The sequence below is a fragment of the Microscilla marina ATCC 23134 genome (assembly GCF_000169175.1).
GTDB lineage: Bacteria > Bacteroidota > Bacteroidia > Cytophagales > Microscillaceae > Microscilla > Microscilla marina.
In genome coordinates, this window is sequence record NZ_AAWS01000004.1 from 179,249 (window position 1) to 200,519 (window position 21,271).

General features: G+C 38.7%; 22 protein-coding genes and 1 pseudogene. 12 read left to right on the forward strand and 11 right to left on the reverse strand.

The features are described 5' to 3' along the window. The first annotated feature begins 76 nt into the window (after positions 1-76). The 6 genes from M23134_RS04650 (at position 77) to M23134_RS04675 (ending at position 8,654) form a co-directional block, all read left to right on the forward strand. Complete coding sequence (locus tag M23134_RS04650) at positions 77-658, forward strand: LutC/YkgG family protein (protein ID WP_002694248.1); 582 nt, start codon at positions 77-79, stop codon at positions 656-658. Further along, positions 639-1,448, forward strand: a complete 810-nt coding sequence (locus M23134_RS04655; RefSeq protein ID WP_045113001.1) for a UDP-2,3-diacylglucosamine diphosphatase — start codon at positions 639-641, stop codon at positions 1,446-1,448. The genes M23134_RS04650 and M23134_RS04655 overlap by 20 nt, the downstream gene beginning before the upstream one ends. Before the next feature lie 11 nt (positions 1,449-1,459). Next, on the forward strand, positions 1,460-2,308 hold the full coding sequence (locus M23134_RS04660) for a hypothetical protein (protein WP_002694250.1): 849 nt from the start codon (positions 1,460-1,462) through the stop codon (positions 2,306-2,308). A 399-nt stretch (positions 2,309-2,707) separates the two neighbouring features. Beyond that, on the forward strand, positions 2,708-5,860 hold the full coding sequence (locus M23134_RS04665) for a SusC/RagA family TonB-linked outer membrane protein (protein WP_002694252.1): 3,153 nt from the start codon (positions 2,708-2,710) through the stop codon (positions 5,858-5,860). A gap of 34 nt (positions 5,861-5,894) precedes the next feature. Then, entirely contained in the window at positions 5,895-7,631 is a 1,737-nt protein-coding gene (locus tag M23134_RS04670) for a SusD/RagB family nutrient-binding outer membrane lipoprotein (protein ID WP_002694253.1), read from the forward strand. Positions 7,632-7,706: 75 nt separating this feature from the next. Further along, positions 7,707-8,654, forward strand: a complete 948-nt coding sequence (locus tag M23134_RS04675) for a hypothetical protein (RefSeq protein ID WP_045113002.1) — start codon at positions 7,707-7,709, stop codon at positions 8,652-8,654. Between the two features lie 68 nt (positions 8,655-8,722). Here the strand turns inward: M23134_RS04675 and M23134_RS04680 are convergent, their stop codons facing one another. The 4 genes from M23134_RS04680 to M23134_RS04690 all read right to left on the reverse strand — a co-directional run bounded on the left by M23134_RS04680 (position 8,723) and on the right by M23134_RS04690 (position 11,527). After that, on the reverse strand, positions 8,723-9,151 hold the full coding sequence (locus M23134_RS04680; RefSeq protein ID WP_002694255.1) for a hypothetical protein: 429 nt from the start codon (positions 9,149-9,151) through the stop codon (positions 8,723-8,725). 97 nt (positions 9,152-9,248) lie between these two features. Further along, a complete protein-coding gene (locus tag M23134_RS04685; RefSeq protein ID WP_002694256.1) occupies positions 9,249-9,758 on the reverse strand; it encodes a bifunctional adenosylcobinamide kinase/adenosylcobinamide-phosphate guanylyltransferase in 510 nt (169 codons plus the stop codon). A gap of 3 nt (positions 9,759-9,761) precedes the next feature. Beyond that, entirely contained in the window at positions 9,762-9,908 is a 147-nt protein-coding gene (locus M23134_RS41735) for a DUF5522 domain-containing protein (protein WP_002694257.1), read from the reverse strand. 269 nt (positions 9,909-10,177) lie between these two features. After that, entirely contained in the window at positions 10,178-11,527 is a 1,350-nt protein-coding gene (locus M23134_RS04690; RefSeq protein WP_002694258.1) for an alkaline phosphatase D family protein, read from the reverse strand. A 560-nt stretch (positions 11,528-12,087) separates the two neighbouring features. On the opposite strand from M23134_RS04690, the gene M23134_RS04695 reads away from it, so the two are divergent. Together M23134_RS04695 and M23134_RS04700 are read left to right on the forward strand one after the other, a co-directional pair. Further along, positions 12,088-12,447 (forward strand): helix-turn-helix domain-containing protein, encoded by a 360-nt coding sequence (locus tag M23134_RS04695; protein ID WP_002694260.1) that lies wholly within the window; start codon positions 12,088-12,090, stop codon positions 12,445-12,447. Between the two features lie 56 nt (positions 12,448-12,503). Continuing rightward, the gene (locus M23134_RS04700; RefSeq protein ID WP_045113004.1) at positions 12,504-13,022 is read left to right on the forward strand and encodes a hypothetical protein; all 519 of its coding nucleotides are present in this window, start codon (positions 12,504-12,506) and stop codon (positions 13,020-13,022) included. Here M23134_RS04700 and M23134_RS04705 read toward each other — a convergent pair. The 4 genes and pseudogenes from M23134_RS04705 to M23134_RS04715 form a co-directional block, all read right to left on the reverse strand. Beyond that, positions 13,015-13,542 (reverse strand): acyl-CoA thioesterase, encoded by a 528-nt coding sequence (locus tag M23134_RS04705; protein WP_002694263.1) that lies wholly within the window; start codon positions 13,540-13,542, stop codon positions 13,015-13,017. The two genes, M23134_RS04700 and M23134_RS04705, sit on opposite strands and share 8 nt — an antisense overlap. Before the next feature lie 135 nt (positions 13,543-13,677). Continuing rightward, positions 13,678-14,127, reverse strand: a pseudogene (locus M23134_RS39660) (transposase); the annotation flags it as partial. A 39-nt stretch (positions 14,128-14,166) separates the two neighbouring features. Then, positions 14,167-14,409, reverse strand: a complete 243-nt coding sequence (locus tag M23134_RS40420; RefSeq protein WP_002694265.1) for a hypothetical protein — start codon at positions 14,407-14,409, stop codon at positions 14,167-14,169. 13 nt (positions 14,410-14,422) lie between these two features. Continuing rightward, positions 14,423-14,941, reverse strand: a complete 519-nt coding sequence (locus tag M23134_RS04715; RefSeq protein WP_045113005.1) for a helix-turn-helix domain-containing protein — start codon at positions 14,939-14,941, stop codon at positions 14,423-14,425. 126 nt (positions 14,942-15,067) lie between these two features. On the opposite strand from M23134_RS04715, the gene M23134_RS04720 reads away from it, so the two are divergent. Genes M23134_RS04720 through M23134_RS04725 form a run of 3 tightly spaced genes read left to right on the forward strand, consistent with a single transcriptional unit; the run spans position 15,068 to position 16,188 of the window. Continuing rightward, positions 15,068-15,547, forward strand: coding sequence for a helix-turn-helix domain-containing protein (locus M23134_RS04720; protein WP_002694267.1), 480 nt, complete (start codon positions 15,068-15,070; stop codon positions 15,545-15,547). Positions 15,548-15,572: 25 nt separating this feature from the next. Continuing rightward, positions 15,573-15,749, forward strand: coding sequence for a hypothetical protein (locus tag M23134_RS40945; protein WP_157558340.1), 177 nt, complete (start codon positions 15,573-15,575; stop codon positions 15,747-15,749). Further along, positions 15,718-16,188 carry a transposase gene (locus tag M23134_RS04725; RefSeq protein ID WP_002694268.1) on the forward strand — a complete coding sequence of 157 codons (471 nt, stop codon included), beginning with the start codon at positions 15,718-15,720 and terminating at the stop codon, positions 16,186-16,188. Before M23134_RS40945 ends, M23134_RS04725 begins: the two co-directional genes overlap by 32 nt. Before the next feature lie 334 nt (positions 16,189-16,522). On the opposite strand, the gene M23134_RS04730 is transcribed toward M23134_RS04725, so the two are convergent. The 3 genes from M23134_RS04730 to M23134_RS04740 all read right to left on the reverse strand — a co-directional run bounded on the left by M23134_RS04730 (position 16,523) and on the right by M23134_RS04740 (position 19,535). Continuing rightward, positions 16,523-17,461 carry a hypothetical protein gene (locus M23134_RS04730; RefSeq protein ID WP_002694272.1) on the reverse strand — a complete coding sequence of 313 codons (939 nt, stop codon included), beginning with the start codon at positions 17,459-17,461 and terminating at the stop codon, positions 16,523-16,525. Between the two features lie 8 nt (positions 17,462-17,469). Next, the gene (locus M23134_RS04735) at positions 17,470-18,876 is read right to left on the reverse strand and encodes an MBOAT family O-acyltransferase (RefSeq protein WP_002694273.1); all 1,407 of its coding nucleotides are present in this window, start codon (positions 18,874-18,876) and stop codon (positions 17,470-17,472) included. A 236-nt stretch (positions 18,877-19,112) separates the two neighbouring features. Next, positions 19,113-19,535, reverse strand: a complete 423-nt coding sequence (locus M23134_RS04740; RefSeq protein ID WP_002694274.1) for a hypothetical protein — start codon at positions 19,533-19,535, stop codon at positions 19,113-19,115. Positions 19,536-20,093: 558 nt separating this feature from the next. Here M23134_RS04740 and hppD point away from each other — a divergent pair. After that, on the forward strand, positions 20,094-21,191 hold the full coding sequence (hppD, locus tag M23134_RS04745; RefSeq protein ID WP_002694277.1) for a 4-hydroxyphenylpyruvate dioxygenase: 1,098 nt from the start codon (positions 20,094-20,096) through the stop codon (positions 21,189-21,191). Positions 21,192-21,271: the final 80 nt, after the last annotated feature.

Sequence of the window (21,271 nt, forward strand, 5' to 3'; positions counted from 1 at the left end):
ATAATATATTTTGAGTGCGCGAGAGAATATTTTAAGCCGTATAAAACAAGCACTAAAAACCCCTACCAAAAATCCAATGCCTAAACCGGATTTTTCGGTAGGGGTTTATACAAAGTCGCAAGAAGAGTATCCAGAAGTGATTTTTGCTGAAAACTTTAAGCAAAATAATGGAGATTTTTATTATTGCGAAAGTACAGAGATGTTTGTTGACACCCTAAAACATGTATTAACTCAACGAGATGAGGAAAATATATATGTATGGGAACGTGATTTGCAAAAAATAGTAGAGGCAGGAGACATTAAGTTTACTTATGATGACACTGATTTTTTGCGTGCAGAAATAGGCATTACTTCTTGTGAGGCATTGATTGCCCGAACCGGTAGTGTGTTGATTTCTTCGCGTCAAACAAGTGGCCGTAGACTCTCTATTTATCCTCCTGTACACATAGTAGTAGCGTATGCATCTCAATTAGTTTATGGAGTTAGAGAGGGATTGGCTTTGATGAGCGATAAGTATAGTCAAGGCGTTTTGCCTTCTATGATTAGCCTCACTACTGGCCCCAGCCGTACCGCTGATATTGAAAAAACCCTGGTATTGGGTGCCCACGGTCCAAAAGAAATCATATTATTTTTTATTGATGACAACTCTGACCACTGATTTCCAAATAGAATCGGGTAAAAAAGTGTTTTTTGCTTCCGATTTTCATTTAGGAACACCTACCTATGAGCAAAGCCGTATACGTGAGTACAAAATTGTAAAATGGTTGCGTTCAATTCAAGCAGAAGCCAGTGCAGTTTTTTTAGTAGGCGATATATTTGACTTTTGGTTTGAGTATAAGCGTGCCATTCCTAAGGGGTTTGCCCGTTTGCAGGGCACCTTAGCCGAATTTACTGATAGTGGTATTCCAGTAGTATTTTTTACTGGTAATCATGACTTGTGGATGTTTGACTACTTTACTCAAGAGCTAGGCGTAGATGTATACCACCAGCCACAGGTATGGACAATTAATCAAAAGAAGTTTTATGTAGGTCATGGAGACGGACTAGGGCCGGGAGATCATACTTATAAACGTTTAAAAAAAGTATTTACCAATAAATTTGCACAATGGTTGTTTGCAAGGCTGCACCCTAATTTCGGGATAGGGCTGGCTGATAGGTGGTCAAAAAAAAGTCGGGCAACCAATATGAAAAAAGACGACCAGTTTTTTGGTGAAGATGAATGGTTGTGGCAATATGCCAAAGAGCTTGAAAAAACGATACACCACGATTATTATATTTTTGGTCACCGTCATTTACCCTTAGACCTCCCAGTAAACGAAAATAGTCGTTACATCAATTTAGGAGAGTGGTTGCATTTTCAAACTTATGCTTGTTTTGATGGTACAAATGTGGTTTTAGAGGCCTTTGAAAAAGATTTACCTGGTGTATACCTATCAGATTTGACTTAAAACAATAGTATATGGTGTTTCACAAGAGAAAAAGAGTATACCTATTGTGCTTTTTATTGGGTCAGTTTGGTGTGTTGGCACCCATACAAGCTCAAACTTACCAGTTAACCAAAAAACTACCACTCAATAATATCATACATGCCACTTTTGACCGTAAAAAAAATATATATGTAGCAGATGCTGATGGAAATGTAATTCAGTTTGACTCTACAGCAAAAAAAGTAAATATCTATTCACCCGAAAAACTAGGGGTCATTACCTCAATGGTCACCTCTCAGACCCTACAACTATTTTTATTTTATCAAGATTTTCAGGAATATGTTATCCTGGATCGTTTCCTGAATGAAATAACCCGCCAGAGTATTGCACTTCCTACCGTGGGTTATGTAAAACAAGCTGCATTGGCCAGTGACAATAATGTCTGGATTTTTGACGAAGGGGATATGAGTATTAAAAAGTACAATCCCAAAATCAATAAAATCATTGCCCACACCTCACTTGACTTATCCTTAGGGGTAAAGCTTAATGAGGTGATACACTTACAAGAACATGAAAACCTGTTGTACCTTTTTGAAAAAACTACAGGCATTTGGGTATTTGACAATTTGGGCAGCTTTAAAAAAAGACTGCCTTATTTAAACCTACAAAGTTTTAGTTTAGCCAGGAGTTATTTGTATTGGTGGAAAAACAAAAAACTTACTAAAATAAATATCTACAATAAGCAAGAACAGCCAGTGAGCATTACGCTTGATAATGTACCTAAAGTGCAGAAAAGCCGTTTATTAACCCCTTTTATTACTTCTTCTTTATTATTCATTGTTACCTCTTCCCAACTATTAATCTACCAAAAAAACAAATAGCATCAAGCGCTTAATGTAAGTTGGCTATTGGTATAGTACAGCTTATATTTACTGTAATAACCATCCTCACTTTGAGTGTTTCTCCCGAGTATACCTACCCCCTTGTATCTTCCGATTCTACGTAAAGTAAAGTGTATTTTATAACTATATTGCTTATTAGCCAAATATAATTTTTCCATGACCCTTTATTTCTTTATTTGTACCTAATAAAATGTTTTTTGGTAATGACTGAATGATTTGTACTGATTCTCCTTGGTTTTTATTATATGTAATATTTGAAAAGTTCAATATTTTTTATGCAGCTAAGAGCTTTTTAACATTATGTTTGGATAATCGCTCAGATATTACCTAGCTTAGAAACGACACTTATTTATTTTTTTATGACTAACCCTCATTTATATGAAAAAACAATTACTATTCACTTTTACCCTTGTTTTACTGGTTGTTTTTGAGTTGACGGCTCAAAGCAGAACTGTTTCTGGTAAAGTAACTGACGTCAACACTGGTGAAGGGCTACCAGGGGTAAATGTGGTTGTGAAAGGCACAACTCAAGGAACTGCCACTAATATTGACGGTTCTTTTACCTTAAGTATCCCTCAAGACGCGATATTGGTGTTTTCGTATGTAGGTATGGAAACCCAGGAAGTAGCCACCAATGGTAAAACCAACTTTGATATTAAGATGTCAGAAACATCTCTTTCTGAAGTGGTAGTGACGGCGTCAGGCATCGAAAAGAAAAAAAAAGCCTTAGGGTATGCGGTATCTACTATTGATGGGAGCAAAATTCAGGAAAAACCTGAAAGTGATATTGGACGCATACTAAGGGGCAAAGTAGCCGGTATGGATGTTACTCAAACCAGTGGTATGTCTGGTGCAGGTACCAACATTGTTATGCGTGGTTATACCTCTATTAGTGGCTCAAATCAACCCTTATTTGTTGTAGATGGGGTACCGTTTGATAGCCAAACCAATACACAAGGCAACTTTCAGGATGGGCAAACGCAATCGAGTCGCTTCTTAGACCTTGACCCCAATAACATTGAGAGTGTAAACGTACTCAAAGGATTGAGCGCCACTGTATTGTATGGCGATCGTGGTCGTAATGGGGTTATTCTGATTACTACCAACACCGGAAGCAGCAGAAAAGCGGCCAGAAAAGCAGAAATCACTTTAACTCAATCTGTCTTTGCTACCCAAATTGCATCACTGCCCGACTATCAGGATAACTATGGAGGTGGTTTTTACCAAAACTTTGGATTTTTCTTTAGTAACTGGGGACCAGAGTTTAGCGAAATTAATACAGTAGCTCACCCATATTCAAAGTTTAGCGATGCGAGCTTAAGGGCGGCTTTTCCTGAATTTCAGGGAAAACAATATGAGTACAAAGCTTATAACAGCGTACCCCGCTTTTTCCGTACTGGTGTCACAGCTTCTACATCTTTAAGTATCAGAGGCGGTGGCCCTAAAACTAGCTACAGTGTAAGTTATGGTTATTATGATGACAAAGGTTTTACACCAGGTAACAACCTGATTCGCAATAACTTTAGCTTTGGAGGAAGAACTACTCTAGCCAATAATATTACAGTTGGGGCAACTTTGAATTACACTACTACAAAGTATGAAACGCCCCCTACTGCATCTAGCCAGGGAAGTAACCCAGTGAGTCCTTCGATCTTTGGTAACATTTTTTATACGCCCATAAGTGTAGACCTGATGGGGCTGCCATATCAAAATCCTATTACAGGTGGAAGTGTATATTACCGTAGCGGTAATGACATTCAAAACCCTCGTTGGACCTTGGAAAATGCATTTGCTTCTCAAGTAGTAGATCGTTTTTTTGGGCAAATCAATGCTACCTATAAGTTTAATGACCACCTAAACCTCATGTATCGCATAGGCATTGACCAGTATACCGAGCAAAATGCGGGTGGACAGCACAAAGGTGGAGTAGTCACGGGTTTTCAGAATGGCTTCTATAATACTTATTCTATAGTAAACCGCATCATTAACCACGACTTGATCCTTTCTTACAATAAGAGCCTGACAGAAGACATTGAGTTAGATGCTATTTTGGGGTTCAACGCTCGTAGAGATGCGTTAGATCGTCAGGGTGTATTCAGTGTCAACCAATCGGTGTTTGGCATTTTCCGTCACTTTAATTTTGACACCCAAACATCTAATCAGTTTACCAGAGACGAAAACCGCTTGGGAGCCTATTTGCAGGCTAATTTTAGTTACAAAAACTATTTATTCTTGAATTTGGTAGGCAGAAACGACTGGGCAAATACTTTAGAAACAAAAAATCAAAGTATATTCTATCCAGGGGTTAGTTTGGCGGTTGATTTAACCTCTGCCATCAGTGCGTTACAAGAAAGTACCATTTTGAGCTATTTAAAATTACGTGTAGGGTACGGTTCTTCTGCCAATTTCCCCACTGCTTATTCTACCAGAAATACCCTTGGACTTTCTACCAGAGCTTTTCAGCAAAACGATGGTACTTTGATACAAAGCAATTCGGTAGCCAATCGCTTGGCCAACCCTGACCTTAAGCCCGAAAGACTAAGCGAGCTTGAAGTGGGCGTTGAGACTCAGTTGTTCAAAAATAAAGTGGGTCTTGAAGTTTCTTTGTTTCAAAAGCGAACCACTAACTTATTGAACCAAACCCAACTGTTAGACCCCGCAGGCGGTTATACGGTACAAGCCACCAATGCAGGTGAAATAAAAGTAGAAGGAATCGAGTTGGAGGCAAGTATTAAAGTTTTATCTGTTGGGGGCTTCCGTTGGGATGTTTCGGGGGTACTTACAGCAATGAAAAACACGGTAGTGTCGCTTGCTCCTGGACAAGACCAGGTAATTATTGCTGGTTTTACTAACCGTGGTAACCTGGCCCGTCCAGGTCAACCATTTGGGGCATTGTTTGGCACCAAAGTGCAAAGAACAAATGGGCAATATACTGTAGCAAGTGATGGTACTTATGTAATTGACCCTACAGCTGGTGTAATTGGCAATCCACAACCAGACTTTACAAGTTCTTTGACAAATACTTTGTCCTGGAATGGGATTACCCTAAGCTTTGAATGGCAATACCAGGGGGGAGGCAATATTCTCTCTTTAACTGCCGCTACTTTGTTAGCCCGTGGCATGACCGAAGGTACCAACTTTGACCGCCGTCAGACATTTATATTGCCTGGGGTGTTAGCCTCAGATGCTGCCAAACAAAACAATATACAAATAGCAGCTACTGATATGTATTTCAATGTATTGGGTTTGGGGGCAGATGAATTTAAAGTGTTCGATGCCACTCATTTACGCTTGAATGAAGTATCTCTTTCTTATACCCTGCCCAAGGCTTTGATTGAAAAGACGCCTTTTGGAATGGTTCAATTTACGCTTTCTGGTTACAATTTGTGGTACAATGCTTTCAACTTTCCGAAAGGTACCAATGTAGACCCTAACTCTTTGGGTACTGGGGTAGGCAATGGACGTGGAATTGAGTTCCTGGCTTCACCATCTGCCAAACGGTTTGGAGGAAGCTTAAAACTCACTTTTTAATCAATGCTATTTAAGAAAGAAAAATTTATAGAAAATGAATCTAAAACTAACCTCTTTTATATATACTTTGGTGATGCTGCTGGTGTGCTCTTGTGAGACATTAGACATTAACCCAAAAAATAACCCAAATGCATTGGCACCCAATGCCATAGAACCAGACTTACTACTCAACAGTGTACAGTTGGGCATGGCTAATGTATTCAATGAATTGAGCAACGAGGGGTCAGAGCTCACACGTATGACTCATATGTTTGGACCATTATATAACAACGCCTACACGCCCGAAAACCTTGACGGAGAGTGGACTTCTTTTTATGCAGGTCTGTTGGCTGATGTCGAAGCGTTGATTCCAGCAGCAACTGAGAAAGAATTATTTACTCACGTTGCTATTGCTAAAATTGCCAAGGCGTATGCTTATACAACATTGGTAGACTTTTTTGGAGATGTCCCTTTTGCCGAAGCAATCAAGGGCAATGAAGGAAATACCAACCCAAAAAGAGATGCTTCAGCTGATATTTACAAGGCTTGCGAGGTATTGTTAGACGAAGCACTGGCTGATTTTGATAAAACATCTATACTGCCTGGCAACGACCTGTTTTTTGGTGGCAACACTACAGATAATGTCGCTAAGTGGAGAAAGCTCATCAATACATTAAAATTTAGAATGTACGTACAAGTAAGTGCTTCAAGCACCGACCCTTTTGGGGGAGCGGTAGCCAAAGCACAAGCACTGGCCAATGATGCTTCCTTGATCAGTAGCGAGGCAGATGATTTTGCTTTTACTTATGGTACCAACCTGGCAAATCCTGATAGTCGCCACCCATCATACAGAGGCGATTACGACAACGGAGCCAGTGTGTATCAATCTATTGGATATATGCACAGGTTTACTGCTGCTTTTGCCGGGGCTAATTTAGACGATCCTCGCCTTCGTTATTACTTTTATCGGCAGGAAACCACCAACACTACCGATGTAAATGAAAAACGTTGTGTAACTCAAGATAAGCCCAGTCATTTTGCTGCCAGCGACGTGTTTTGTCAACTTACTGGACCTGGTGTCGGCTATTGGGGGCGTGACCACGGCGATGCAGCGGGTATTCCACCCGATGGTTTGCTAAGAACCATATATGGAGTATACCCAGTAGGTGGCAAGTTTGATTACAGTCAAGACACAAGGGGGCGACAAGGCTCTGGGGCAGGTGGTTATGGCATTGCACCTATTATGTTGTCGTCTTTTGTTGACTTCTTAAGAGCAGAAGCAGCGATTACAATGGGAACCGGTGAAGATGCAAGGGCATTATTTGAAAAAGGGATGAGAGCTTCTATTGCCAAAACAATCTCTTTTGGAACACGAGATGTTGATTATAATAAAGTGTTGTTGAACGAGATAGATGACCCAAATACCAAAGAAGATGATGGCCCTGATACCTCTCCAAAACAAAAGTATGAACCAAGTACTACTGCTATTAACAACTATGTAAATGCTTTATTGGCTGGCTATGACAACCCGGCAAGTTTGGGCTACACCAACCCACTTGATGTGGTGGTTTCAGAATTTTATAAAGCCGCCTATGGCAACGGAATAGACATTTACAATGCGTTTCGTCGTACTGGTTTTCCCTCACGCTTGCAACCAACTTTGATTGAAGGCTCAGGCGAAAACGGTGCCTTGATGTTTTACCCAGCTGTGTACATCAATACTAACTCCAACGCTGTACAAAGAGTTTTTGGCGAAAAAGTTTTTTGGCAAACCCTGAGTGGTCTAAAGTAAAATTGACAAACAGACCCCACCTTGGGTATATGCCCAAAGTTCAATGCCTCAGGGTGGGTTCATAGCAAAAAAGACATGAAAAAAATTATATATAGCTTTTTATCCCTTGTTGCATTAGCAACTTTGATGAGTTCGTGTAGAAAAAATGTCAGCCCTCTTCCTGAGGCCAGGGCGGGGGCAATGGTATTGCTAGAGGCTGTAAACTCTTCTTTGTTTGACGTACAAGACCTGCCCAACGCGAGGTATACAGGTACCTTGAGAGACCCACGCGGGAATGTAGCATCCATGGAGGTTTATGCGAAAATTACTCGATCCACCACGGCGTTTTCAGAACTGAAGTTTGTCAAAAGCATTACCAATGTAAACGGTGATTTTGAGATTACGGCTTCAGAGGTGGCAATAGCCGTGGGTACTATAGTTGATACGTTAAAGGCAGGAGCTACCGATGATCAAACGATCAACTTAACCAGTGCTACTGATTTACAGGCAGGCGATAAAATTGACTTTATAAATCGGGTAAAAGACAAAGAGGGTGTAGAACATCAAATATCAGACATTAGCCAAAACCTCAATGGCAATGTGGGGCAAAGGTCTGCCTATGATTTTACTACCTTTGTTTCTTGTCCTTTTGTAGCAGCCAATGTAGTGGGTACCTACAGCGTAGTAGACGATCCGTTTGGTGCGGGTTTAAACAATGCCACCAGAAAGATTACCATTGAGCCTGGTTCAGGAGCAGATAAATTTATTATCAAGGATATTTTTGGACATTTTGCCGCAGGCGGAGCAAAAGAAGATAATAATTATGACGTGGTAGTGGGTGTAAACGCCGCCACAGGAGAAGTTACTGTTGAAAAGCAACATGCCTGGGACCCAGCCTTGATTAATTTGACCACTACTGATGGCACAGTCGAAGGAGCAGGTTTTGTGCTTACTTGTACAGGAGCTATTCGGCTCACACTTACACATCGGGTAAGTACCAGTACCTACCCTAATACTTATGTGTATAATTTGCAAAAAGACTAACCAAGCAATTACTTGAACATACAAATAAAAAACCACCTGAATCTTTACTTTAGGTGGTTTTTTATGTCTTACCCTTTATTGTCCTTCTTTCGGTTTTTCCAACGCTCCCTTCTCCGTTTTTGCCTTTCGGCTTCCATTTTTTTAAACTTCTTCCACTGCTTTTTATCCAGCACTTTTTTCACGCCCTTTTGGTACCTAATGCGTAAATCCATCATTTCTTCCCGCATCATCTGGCGGTCATCTGAGTACTGCTTGCGTGCAGCCATCATTTTTGTTCGCATTTTTATATTCAATGCCTTTATTTTGCCTGTCTGGTCATCGCTTAAGCTAAGCGAATCCTTCATGCGTGCCATCATTTTGTCAAGGCGTGCTGCACGTTGTTCTGCGGTAAGTTTAGGTCGTTTTCGACGTTCGTTTTGTGCCATTAAGCCATTAGAAAGCAATAAGCCCAAGGCAAATAACAGGGCAATTATAAGGCGATTTCGGTTCATCATCATGCTATTTTTGAACGGTTCATAAACATATTAGACCATTTCACCACAAGTTTGATTCCCAGGTATAGTCAGTTTTCCCAAAATAAATATTGCCCTTCTACTACTTGACAGTGAGGGGCAACCCTGACACCATAAAAATGGCCTGATCAGCTTTCCGGGCTATATATTGGTTCATCCAACCCTGCAAGTCAGTAAACTTTCGTCCTGCTTCTGTGTCAGCGTGCAACCCCATGCCTATTTCATTACTAATGATAATACCAGTAAACTCTTGTTGAATGAATAAGTCAAACTCTTGTTGTGCCTCTTTAAGCGACTGATCTACATTATATTGAGTGTCACTAAAAAAATTAGTAAGCCAAAGCGTTACACAGTCCATCACCACCACTTGGTCTTGCCAGTTATGCTTGCTTATATATTTTTCTTCTTCTACATTTACCCACTGCTCGTTGCGGTCTGCCTGGTGTCGCTCTATACGGCGCTGGTGGTCTTTGTCCCAAACCCTCGAAGTAGCTAAATATACTGGTTGTGCACTTAGCTGTAGGGCAAGGCGTTGGGCATAGCTACTTTTACCCGAACGTTGTCCGCCAGAAACATAATAAATATAAGCCATTGATCAAGACTTCTTTTTCTTAAAACCATAAGGACAATGTCTACAACCATTTTTGCAGCAATAGCCTCGTACCAGGTGATATTTGGCCGTGAAAACATAAAAACCATTTTCAATGTAATAATCCTCGTTTTCTTTGAGTGGTTTTTTCATCTGTCAAAATTTTGAGTTTATTCAGCTATAAAAAGCAACTTTGCATCAATGCTATAACCAAGCACAGGAAAATGATAAAACAACTAGTACTCTAGCTTCTAAGTAGGTAAAGTAGGAATTTTGATGAGTTTTGTTCTTTGGCGATCTTCAAAAATAGAGCATAGCCATAGCTACGTGATATTTTTTAAGAGAAGCCAAAGGGCAAAGGGTGCAAAATACCGCTTTACATATTTAGTGTCTGGAGTACTAACCCGCTGCTCAAAAATACTTTATTTTTTACGTAAATCACGGGCTTTAATTTCATACTTCCACATTTCTTTACCTTTACTGTCCAATACCTTCATAGTAAGCACCCGATTACGGCGAGGACCTTTTACTTCCATTACGGCAAAGTTTCTTACACCTACATAAGTGTTAGGCACCCTTAACGAGTTTTTTTCACCTTCACCTCTTTTGCCCGAAGCGCCCGCTGTAAAAGGAGAAATAGTGACATCATATAAGGGGTAATGAGTGTTTTGTTCCAACTTACTCAACTCGGTATGGTGGCGGTCACCGGTAAGAAAAACAACCCCTCGTACATTGGCTTCTTTGATAGCATTGATCAATTTTTGCTGCTCTACCTTGTATTTGGAATAGTTTTCTGCCCAATATGCTTTACTAAAGTCAGTGTTGTTTAATACCTGACTACCCACCACTACAAACTTAAAACTTGCCCTGCTATACTTGAGTGCTTCAATTAGCCATTGTAGCTGACGATCACCCAGCATTTGAGGTTTTTGCAATTGTGGATTACTGGAAGTACGAAAATAGCGGTTATCCATCAAAAAAAACTGTACATCATTCCAGGTAAAAGTACCACTGATACCCCCGGCAACCCCATAGTTAGGATTCCCCCAAAACAATTTAAAAGCTTCAGTAGTCAGTTCTTTGTTCCAAAACGACCCATCAGAGTTATCAGGGCCAAAGTCGTGATCATCCCAAGTAGCAAAGTGATGCACACTGCCCCACAATGGCTGTAGTTCGGGCAACGACCGGGTATGCGTGTAGCGTTGCATAATACCCATGCGTGAGTTCCAGTCTACTTCACGTAAATATACATTGTCGCCCCCCCAAACCATAAAATCAGGCTTTTGATCTAAAATAGTTTTAAAAATATGAAAATCGCCTCCATAAGACTTACCCGGACGGTCAACCTCAGGCTCATTGACATAAGCACAACTACCAAACACAAACTTAAAGGGAGGTGGGTCAGTACGGTATTGCCACAGCGTTTGGCTTTGAAACTTAAGCGGATAAGGACGGGGTATCAATCGGTTGTTAATATACAGTTCATACACATATTTTTTGCCTTGCGACACTTCAGCCACTACTTTGGCTACAAAACCAGTCCTGGCGTTGGTGAGCACCACAGCAGTACTCATTTTGCTTTGAGGTTTACCCTCCTTCCAATACTTAAAGTGAACTTTTGCCGCCTTCTTGGTTTGTACCCACAGCAATACCTCTTTCATAGTAGAATAACCCACCATAGGACCCGATTGTAGCAACTTGCTTTGTGCTACAAGCGTAGATGTAGACAACACAAAAAGACAAAGCCAACAAAATTGTTTGATAACAGTCATAATGCAACGTTTTTGAAATGTAAACTATACAATGGTCAAAAATAGTAATTTACTGAGAGTACCTACCGTAAACATTTAACAAAATCATGCAGCTCAAAGATTATCAGATAAAAGAGGGAGGAGGGAATAAAAAAGAGGTACCCACATGGTGTAGTACCTCTAACGGATCATGTTAAAGCAAACACCTTTAGCTAACATGTATCATTTAGTATAAATTATGTAATGGTTATATGGCTTGCATTGTGTTTTTGGGACAAATTTTGAGATTTACTAATTTGCGTCTGGTTTTATCAGGTTTCAAGGTTTTACTTGCAAATTGACGTATTAGAAAGTATGTACTCAAATTTTTGCTACTGAATTGTTACAAAACAGGGGTTTTATGTGTAAAAATTTCAAATACAATAAAATCTAAGTTATCAAAGTAGCGTTTTTATTATGGGTCACACTTGATTTTACTCTAAAATTTTAGTAATTTCATATCAATTGTTATAATTGTATGAAAATATTGACTCAAAAGTAATATTTTATTTTTATATATGCAAATTTGATAGTAATTAATTATGTTATTAGGTGAAAAAATTAAAGCAGCTATAAAAACCAGAGGGGCAGACGCCGCAGAAGTAGCAGACTATGCAGGCATCAGTGTGGCAAGTTTGTATCGTATTTACAACAAAAACAGTTGTGAAGTAAAATACCTTACCAAAATTGCAGAGCACCTAAGGTATCCTATTATGTATTTTTTAGATGATGAGCCGGAAAATATGGTAAATGAAGATCAGGAACCCTATTTGCTCACCAGCAAAAAAGAAGGAAGTGGGGTAGGTATGGGAGAATTGATGGAGTTGGTGAAAGTATCGGCAGAAGAGCGCAAAATGTATTTAGACATCATCAAAGATTTGTCATCAAAAATAAAAGAATAACCATCAAAAATCAGATGAAACACCTTTTATTTAACTCTCAATTTTGCAACTAGTCAATGGCCGCAGACGTATTATCCACCCAAAAATGTCCACACTGCCATAGCAAAACATTGGTCTTAGACAAGAAATGTACTGAGTGCGGCTTTCCCATAGAAGGAAGCCAAAGCCAGCAGGACACATTCTTGTCTAAAATCAAAAAAGCCCGGAAACGAGTACAAGAAGTACAATCATTCGTAAAATGGGCCATCAGCCTATTGTATTTCATAGGCATGTTATACATTTTTATTTTTTTGAGACTACAAGTACCCTGGGGTGCCAAATGGGCAGGAGTGATGCTGGGTATGCCTTACATTACCTTAGGCATTATTGCCTCACGCTACAAACCAAGCATTATCTTTATGGTTGCTCTGGCTTTTTACCTGTTTACCGAAATTGTGCTACTCCAATACCTCCATTTACCCGTATCATTATTCAATCAACTATGGGCAAAAATAACCGTAGCCAGCATACTAATCGTAGGAAGCATAGCGGCTTACTATAGTGATAAACTAAAACAAAAAACAAAAATTAGTTAGGCGATGAGTCAAACAACGACTTAAGCTCTGTAGCATCATTGGGCTTCATTTTACCCGCCAAAATCAGCCTCAATTGTCGGCGGCGCAACGCCCCGTCAAACAAAGCAACTTCCTTCTCTGTTTCAGGCACCAACTCAGGCACCATAATAGTATTGCCAGACTGATCTACCGCCACAAAAGTAAGGAAGGCCTTATTAGTTTCACGCATAGTACCCTGTGGTATATTACCTGCAGTTACCTCCAGATACACCTCCATCGATGAATTGAACGCACGAGATACATGCGCCTTAATTGTTACTACATCACCTAAAGCAATAGGCTCTTTAAACGAAATGTTATCAACCGAAGCAGTCACTACTATTCGGTTAGAGTGTTTTTGAGCCGCAATAGCCCCACAAATATCCATCAAATACATCAAATGTCCCCCCATGAGGTTATTCAAAGTATTCGTGTCATTAGGCAATACCAGCTCAGTCATGGTGGTGAGCGATTCTGACGCCTTTTTCTTATTGAGTGCCATATTTTATAAAAGTTTGAATAAAAATTTTACAAAGCTAAGATAAAAGCCCAAAGTTTGATCTTTATTAAAAAAGAGGGGTGAAATATTACTTACTTAAAAGTCCCGACAGGGGGCAAGCCCCTAGTACAATGGGGACTAAGTTCCTGATGAATTAAATTGTGACTCTACTGCCGTATCTTGTTCGTAAAATTTACGGTCTTTTGTGAATCCCTTGAATTTCCATTTCAAGGTTTTTGCAAAAAACTTGTTATAATACTGTATGTAATTCTCTATTCTTTGACACAGAACTTCTTTGGACTCGAAACTTTCCCGGCTTATGGCTTGCCTTTGTAATTTAGAAAACCAGTTTTTAATGGGATTCAGCCAGGAACAGTGTTTTGGGGTGTAAACAAACCTAACCCGGTGCGATTGATTTTCCAGAAACTTCTTACGGCTTTCCATTGACTTTAATATGCCTTTGTAGCCTTTTGTACCCAAATCACCCTCAAATTTAATCTTTTTCGTTACCCACTTCACAAGCGAAGCTGACATGTGAGTATTTAAGTTATCAGCCACTATAACCACCTCATCCTTCTCTTGATATTTATCTGTGAGTGCTTGAGAAAGTCATTTTCATCACGTGTGTCATATATCACCTGTTCCTACGTCAACAGCAGCCATCAGGCAAGTAGTCCCATTTTGTTTGTATTCATATTCGGTTCTTTGATTCCCATTTTTCCGGATGATTTTTCGCTCCACAGCTTGAACCCCTGTTTTTTCGTCTACACTGGCTAAATTAATTTCCCCCTGAATTGCCTTAAAAATCAAGTCGCAAACCAGCCTCACACGTGTTTTGAAAGCTTCCCAATCATCTATTACAGGAAACATCCAATATTGATTTTTATGAGGACGTATGTCCCGTTTTTTTTAAAATCCGGCTTACATAGCTAGGGGAAATCTTCTTAACAATGCCATTTTCCATAGCAAAGGATGCCAGTAAATCCCGATTCCAGTGTGTAAAAGGTATATTAAAGTCTTTGGGCTTTTTACAAGCCAAGGTTACTAAGTTTTCCTTTTCTGATAAACTAATGCGCATAGGAGCACCAGAACGGGAGTCATCAGAAAGCATCCCTAGCATTTTTGATAATAGCTTAGGAGTGCTACGTGTTTTTGCCTGCTCGTAAGCACATAACTCTTCATAACCAGTTAACCAGCGAGTACGCCATTTACGAACAGTATTTTGGGTAGTCGACAAAACTTCTGCTATCTTCATATTGCTCACGCCTTGATGAGCCAGCAAGATTATATTAATTCGCTGGAGATGGTGTTTGGAAGCTGTACGCTTATGCAAGTAGGATCTTAAAATAGATTCCTGAACAGTATTCAACTCTAATTTTTCTAAAGCTTTACCGCGACTCATTGTTAGTATAAATTTGTACCCCACAAATGTAGTAATTTATTCTTTACTTATTTAGTCCCCGTTGTACTAGTGTTACTTCAACTTTGGTTATTAGGGTATAGTTTTTATATTAGCATCCAAAAGGATATGTCACAAAAGAAATATCACGTAGATTTAACCTCGGAAGAACGCTCTATACTGACTCGTTTAATTCAAAACCGCAAGAGTACAAGCAGCCTAGTAAAACGCGCCTATATTCTTTTAGCAGCCGATCGCCAAGGGAGCAAGGTCTGGAAAGATCAACAGATTTCGGAGGCATATGGTGTTCGTCGAAAAACAGTAGAGAATATTCGTCAGCGTTTCATAGAACGCGGTTTTGAGCTTACCTTATATGGTAAAAAACAGGAAAACTACCGAGAAAAGATATTCACCGGCGATGTAGAAGCCCATTTAATAGCCCTTCGTTGTAGTGATCCTCCTGAGGGCTATCAACGTTGGACTTACCGCTTATTAGCTGATAAAATGGTAGAACTTGACTATGTAGCCCATATGAGTATTGAAGGAGCACGTAAAATTTTAAAAAAACGAAATCAAGCCTTGGCGGGTAAAAAGCTGGCTCATTCCTGAAGCAGGAGCTGAGTTTGTTTGTCAAATGGAATCAGTTCTTGATGTTTATCAGCGTCCTTATAACCCAGCAAATCCAGTAGTTAACCTGGATGAATCGCCTAAGCAATTAATTGCTCAAACTACTCAGGGTTTTACCGATGATCAGGGGATCGTTCATCAAGATTATGAATATGAACGAAACCGATATGTATATGCTCACTGAACCTAAGGCTGGGTGGAGGGAAGTATTGGTCAAAGACAATCACAAAGCCGTTACCTATGCAGAAGTCATTCAACATTTAGCCGAAGAAGTGTATGCAGATGCCCACAAAATTACCTTAATTGAGGATAATCACGCAGCTCACAAACTCTCTGCACTCTATGAAATACTTCCACCAAAAAGAGCCAGGGCTATTATAGAACGCATAGAAGTAGTCAGAACACCCAAACACGGCTCTTGGCTAAACATTGCTGAAATTGAACTCAGTATTCTAACCAGACAAGGACTAGCCAAGAGAGTCGAGTCCAAGGAGGCGCTAAAAGAGCAAGCAACTCAATGGTATCAACAAAGAAATAAACAAGCCTCCAAAGTAGAGTGGCAATTTACTACTAAAGAGGCGAGGATTAAATTAAAGAGGCTTTACCCTAAAATGCAACATTGACATAACACTAGTGCTTTGGAAACTAAGTAGTTTATACACTATCTCGAGTTTATTTTGGTGGCTGTCAAACCTCCAAAAAACGAGCCTAGCTTAAGCTACGTGAGTTTTTTTAGGTGAAGTCAGCAGGCAAAAGCTTACAATCCTCCGAAAACAAGCTCGGAGCTGTGAGCCGAACGATGTGAAAGGAATTTAGTACCCAGTGCGCTAGATGCCGATGAATATTGGGGCTTTAAGCGACAAGTCGCAAGTCCTTAGATACCGATGCATATCGGTGCTCCGTAGGTAAATAATAATTTATAATATGCCTATTTTCAGTAAAATATGAATTTATTGGTTAAAAGCTATAAGTAGATTTAAGTTTTTTAGACAAGCCTTGTGAGAATAAGTGGGCTCCTTGTTGTGACAAGTGTGCCTTATCTTGCCAAAGATCAGGAGCACTTTTTTTCCCAAAGTAATCACCATAATCCCAAAAATTAACCTGTAGATCTTTTAGTATTCTTGCCATCAATATATTATCATTTTTACAAAGATCATGATAATAAGGGGTGTTAACAACCAATAACTTTTTATTGTTTTGTTTACAGAAAGATACAATCTCTTTCAAATGATACATTGCTAAAGGATTTATTTTAAGTAATGTGTCACAGTTTGAAGTAGCATAAGTTAGCTTCTTTGCTCTTGTTTGTGTTTGTTTTTTACTTAATACAATTGGTTCATATCCAGTAAATTTTTTGTGATTATATTCAGGCAAGAAGTAATGCTTGATTATACTGAGAGATTTGTTATTATAATCCAGAGACCAGTAAAAATTGCGTAAAGGATTTCTCGATTCTGATTGATCTATACTTTTAGCAATGATAGCAATATGATGATATTTATGGGCTAGATGCATAATGTCACTACCATCATAACTTTTATCAAAAAGTTGTTGTGGATCTATATTTACTATTATAAGTTGTTGTTTTTTAACAGGTAGTAATTTTACTAGGGTAGACGTGAAAGCTAAACCTTTGCCATCAACCCCCATATTAAAAGCTTGTTCAGATATGAGCGTTGTATTGATATGGCGATTTGCACGTGAGTTGCCAAAAATTAGTATTTTCATGGAATCTTTCACTGCTAAGTAGTGATTGAGTTTGCCAACTTTTTGACCTGAAAAAACTTGATTACTCAAGCTACTAAGTGATATAAAAACTAACTTATCTAGTAAGTAACTAAATATGGCAACTAATACAACAAGTTTAACTATCCGTAGAATGTTTGATTTAGTCATTTATAGAGTTAAAATTGAAAGTAGATGAAGTTTTCTGAGGTGGAATAAAATAGCGTTAACATTAAAATAAGTAGCGTAATCCAGCCAGTGAGTTTCATAAAACTAAAGTTTTTGCCAATATCTTCTAATGGGATATTTTTTTTGAATAAAAATAAGTCAAAGCTTAACCCTAAAGTGAGAAAAAAAGATAACTTTATAATCAGGTTTAAGTAATTGTTGAACTCTAGAGTAAAATTCATCTCAAGTAATTTATTCAGGATGAATAAAGCTGATTTTAAGTCTTGAGCCCTGAAAAATATCCACGATATTAGGACAATTAAGAAGGTATAGCAGCAACCAATCCATCCAAGTTTTTTATCTTTAGTATTAAATAAAACTCTCTCGCAAATCAAGGCTATACCGTGTATCCCTCCCCAAATAACGAAATTCCAAGAACTACCATGCCATAACCCTCCTAGAAGCATTGTAAGCATTAAGTTGCGATAAGTGATCCTTATGCCCTTTCTGTTACCTCCAAGCGAAATATATAAATAGTCACGAAGCCAAAAAGAAAGTGAAATATGCCACCTTCTCCAAAACTCAGCAATGCTTTGAGAAAAATAAGGAAGATTAAAGTTTTGATTGAAGTGAAACCCTAATAGCTTGGCGCTACCAATCGCTATATCGGAATAACCTGCAAAGTCAAAATATATTTGAAACGCATAAAAAATAGTTGCAATTAATATAGTTGTTGAGTTTTGCGATTCAGGGTACCCATACACACTATCAACATATACCCCTAAACTATCAGCAATCACCATTTTTCTAAATAAACCAATGAATATCTGGAAAAGCCCTGCTTTAAATAATTCGTATTTGAAAATACGGGGTGTATCAATTTGTGGTAATAAATTTGTGCCCCTTTCTATTGGCCCTGCAACTAACTGTGGAAAAAAGCTGACATAAAGAAAAAAGCTGATTATGCTTTTAGATGGTTGTAATTTTCCTCTGTAAATATCAATTGTGTAGCTTAAGGTTTGGAAGGTATAAAAGCTTATCCCAATAGGTAAGATTAAGTTCAAGGTGATAGTGTCAACTTGCCAGCCCAAAAGTGATAATATATCCTGCAAAGAGGATGAGAAGAAGTTAAAGTATTTGAATAGAGATAGTACTCCAAGGTTAGCAACCAAGCTTGCGACTAGCCATTTTTGCCGCTTACCTTGTTGCTGAGTATGAAATATTTTTAATCCAATTAAATAATCTATGGAAGAGCTAAAAATAATTAGAAACAAGAAACGCCAATCCCACCAACTATAAAAAATATAACTGGCTACAAGTAGTAGCATGTTTTGATGCTTTATTTTGGCAAATAAGAGCCAATATAAAATAAATACCAGAGGTAAAAAGATGATGTATTCTAATGAATTAAATAACATGTGATGTTTTGATGCTCAATAGTATTTTAGAGGGATACTTATTTGATAAGATACTGCACTAGTGATTGCAGGAAAACTAAAATTATAAACATTACCACCTTAAAGTGGTCAGTCAGTTTTTTTCAAAACCTACCAACAGGTGCTCTTTGCCGCGATTTACTCTTTATATGATACTGTAATCATGAAAAGGAACGGAGCAATACTTTGAAAGTATTGCTCCGTTCCTTTTTTTTAAACTATTGAACTACCCATACATCCTCGCGGTGGTTGCCATCTTTGGCAAAAAGAACAATTCGCGCTGGATTAGGAATTAATACTAATCGGGCAATATCATAAAAATCTGAATCTACCACTACACCTTCCTGATAATTAGCCACATCATAGTCAAACGAACCATTATCCTTTTGTCCGGTTTTTAGGTATTTGTTGGCAAGGTAAGCAGTGGGTAACAACACATCACTATCTGGGCAGTGCTTGTCATGTACCCCTTCAAATATAGATTCCAGATAGTCACCATATTTGTCAACAAAAGCATCTTCCAGGTCATGCAATTCCTCCTCTACTTCATCATAAGAAGTGTCAGCATAACTCAAACGACCTAATTCCATTTTTTTTTCTACCAGAGTAATCAACGCCTGGTCTAATTCTACGATATCCATTACTGCAAAATATTTGAAATGACAATATTGAAAGTTCAGAGGGTATCCTCCCCAAACTTTATATAATTTTATATGAAGTGTCGACCATTGGGCAAACCCCAATATGTATGTGTAGCGCCACATCATATTGCAAAAATAGACATTTTAATGCTAAACAATAAAATCACCTGTAAAGGTTTAGTTCAGGTAAAGTTAAAACCAGTTAAGTATTTGAAAATACTAACAGCCGCCATCTAAATAGTAGGCGCAGGCAAAGTGCTCACCCAGTATGTTTAGTAATTGTATTATTTTAAGTGGTGTTTTTTAAAGGAGAGACAACGAAGGGAAATTGTTTGGAAAGCATATTTTCCTTCAACGATTTGGAAACAAGCATCATAAACCAAAATAGTACTTATTAATTATTTGGTAAAAACTCAGTTTTGAATCTTATATGCATAGAATGTATTGGATTAAATGAATTTTTTGTATTCTTGGTTAAGATACTACTGAAAATAGGACAAAAATCTTATTTTTGCTTCAAGTTATTAAGATTAATGTGGATTCAAAATATAAAAGTTCATGGAACAAGCACACGATTTTTTGCCAATCATTGGTACCGATCACTTAGAGTTTTATGTAGGCAACGCCAAACAGTCAGCCTATTTCTATCAAAGTGCATTTGGCTACCAGTTAGTGGGGTATGCTGGTCCCGAAACCGGAGTACGTGACCGTGCATCTTATGTATTGAAACAAGGCAAAGTCCGCTTGGTATTGACTACAGCCATGCATCCCAGTTCGGAAGTGAGTGAACACGTAAAAAAACACGGAGATGGAGTAAAAGTGTTGGCTATTCAAGTAGAAAATGCCTACCAAGCGTATGAAGAAACCGTCAAAAGGGGCGCTAAGTCTGCCATTGAGCCGCATACTTTGACCGACGAATACGGCGAAATTAAAATAGCTGCCATTCATACTTACGGCGAAACTATTCATAAATTTGTGGAAAGAACCAACTATAATGGCGTTTTTATGCCTGGTTATGAACCACGCGAAGGGATCAAAGCCAATCCGGTAGGGTTAAAACACGTTGATCATTGTGTGGGCAACGTGGAGTTAGGCGAGATGGATAAGTGGGTGAAGTTTTACGAAGACGTAATGGGCTTTAAATTACTACTTACCTTTGACGACAAAGACATCTCTACTGAGTACACTGCCCTTATGTCTAAAGTAGTGTCTAATGGCAATGGATACATTAAATTTCCTATCAACGAGCCTGCTGAAGGACGTAAAAAATCTCAGATTGAAGAATACCTCGATTTTTATCAGGGAGCAGGTGTGCAACACATTGCGGTAGCCACCGATGATATTTTGCATACCGTAGGCGAGTTACGCAATCGTGGGGTAGACTTTTTGCACGTGCCCGACAACTATTATGAAGACCTGGAACAACGGGTAGGTAAAGTAGATGAGGATATGGATGATTTGCGTAAGCTCAATATTTTAGTAGACCGCGATGATGAGGGATACTTACTACAAATCTTTACCAAACCAGTAGAAGATCGTCCTACTGTATTCTATGAAATTATTCAGCGCAAAGGAGCCAAATCATTTGGTAAAGGAAACTTCAAAGCATTGTTTGAAGCCATCGAACGTGAGCAAGCAGTAAGAGGTAATTTGTGAAAAAACACTTTTGGTAATAAAAAATGAAGAGAGAGGAGCACTGGCTTCTCTCTTTTTTGTTATTTTGTTTTCACAAATAA